The sequence below is a fragment of the Enterobacter cloacae complex sp. IR5441 genome (genome assembly GCF_049238215.1).
GTDB classification, from domain to species: Bacteria; Pseudomonadota; Gammaproteobacteria; order Enterobacterales; family Enterobacteriaceae; genus Enterobacter; species Enterobacter hormaechei_C.
This window is the reverse complement of record NZ_JBMKIA010000100.1, coordinates 1-1,513: the sequence shown is the minus strand read 5'-3', so window position 1 is coordinate 1,513 and position 1,513 is coordinate 1. Positions and strand designations below refer to the sequence as shown.

2 protein-coding genes are annotated in these 1,513 nt (G+C 52.7%); both read left to right on the top strand.

Going from position 1 to position 1,513, the window contains the following annotated elements; all coding sequences use genetic code 11:
• The coding region (locus tag ACOTX5_RS26480) for an ISNCY family transposase (protein WP_421632518.1) at nt 1–980 on the top strand (980 nt) is incomplete at its 5' end.
• 48 nt (nt 981–1,028) lie between these two features.
• Entirely contained in the window at nt 1,029–1,424 is a 396-nt protein-coding gene (locus ACOTX5_RS26475) for a helix-turn-helix domain-containing protein (RefSeq protein ID WP_004143398.1), read from the top strand.
• Nucleotides 1,425–1,513 lie beyond the last annotated feature (89 nt).

Sequence of the window (1,513 nt, the reverse complement as noted above, 5' to 3'; positions counted from 1 at the left end):
CCCGGGTTTACCAGCCGCGCTATCGTCGCGACTGTTTCGGCGAACTGGTTCAGATCGATGGCTCTCACCATGACTGGTTCGAAGGAAGAGCCCCAAAATGCTGTCTTCTGGTCTTCATGGATGACGCCACAGGTCGCCTGATGCACCTGCGATTCTGTGATTCAGAAAACGCGTTTGACTACATGATGGCTACCCGGCAATACATTGATAAACATGGTAAACCTGTCGCATTTTACAGCGACAAGCATGCGGTGTTCAGGGTCAGCGGACCCGAGAGCCGACGTACCGGCACAACCCAGTTCGGACGGGCTCTCCGGGAACTGGCGATCGAATTGATTTGTGCCAACAGCAGCCAGGCAAAAGGTCGCGTGGAACGGGTAAATAAAACGCTCCAGGATCGACTGATTAAAGAGATGCGCCTGCAGAACATCAGCTCGGTTGCTGAAGCCAATCAGTGGATTGAACATTTCATGTCTGATTTTAACCGTCGTTTCTCCCGGCCGGCAAAATACCCTAAAGATCTGCACCGTGCGGTCACACAGAGTCCACTGGAGCTGAATGATATCTTCGCCTGGCAGGAGCTACGGACCTTATCGAAAGCACTGACTTTTCAGTATGATAAAGTCATGTATATCATTGAACCCACCGAACAAAATACGCGCATGGCAGGTGAAAAAATTACCGTTTATGATTACCCTGACGGAAGCATTACTTTCCGGCATCAGCACCGGCCACTGGGTTATAAGATTTTCGATAAACTGACCTGCGTTGATCAGGGGGCGGTTGTTGATAACAAACGACTGGGTGCCGTTCTGAGGCTGGCACAGCAGAAACAGGACGAGCTGGAGGCTGAAGGAAAGCGAATGCGCAGTACAAAAATGCCCCGCAGGCGCGCTCAGGAGCGTGCACTGGAAGAGCTCAGGGCGATCAACCCGGTGCTGGCCAGTCCGCAGGATTTTATCCCCAGCCTGAAGCGATGAGCCCTTCCCTCACCTGTGGATCTGATATGGCCGACAGATGAGAGAAAAATGGACGACAACAAACCAGTGCTCCTGACACTTCACGAAGCGCTACGCCTGGATTTGATTGAAGCCTATATGGCGCGGGAAATCACGCTGGCAGAAGTGGCAGAGTCCATGGAGCTCACCCGTCGTCAGTGCTCCCGCCTGATTAAGCGCTATCGCGAGCTGGGGCCAGCCGGTCTGGTCAGCCGGCGCCGTGGAAAGCCCGGCAATCATCAGTTAAACACCACCATCAGAGATCAGGCACTGCAGCTTATTCGCTCACGCGGCCGGGGTATGAATCCGTCAGCCATCTGGCGAATTCTGACCACAGAATACGGTGTCCGGATTTCAAAAGAGACCGTACGTAAACTGATGATAGCCGAGAAAACCTGGCAACCACGTTCTTCCTCCAAAGCCTGACTCAACCTTAAAAAGGCATTGTCCAGACTCTCCACTGACGTCAGGTCAGCTTTGTTTTCAGCACGACATTTCAACATTGGCTAGACATA

Coding starts and splice junctions, on each gene's coding strand:
- ACOTX5_RS26475 (WP_004143398.1), top strand. CDS start 1,029: ATGGACGACAACAAACCAGTGCTCCTGACACTTCACGAAGCGCTACGC.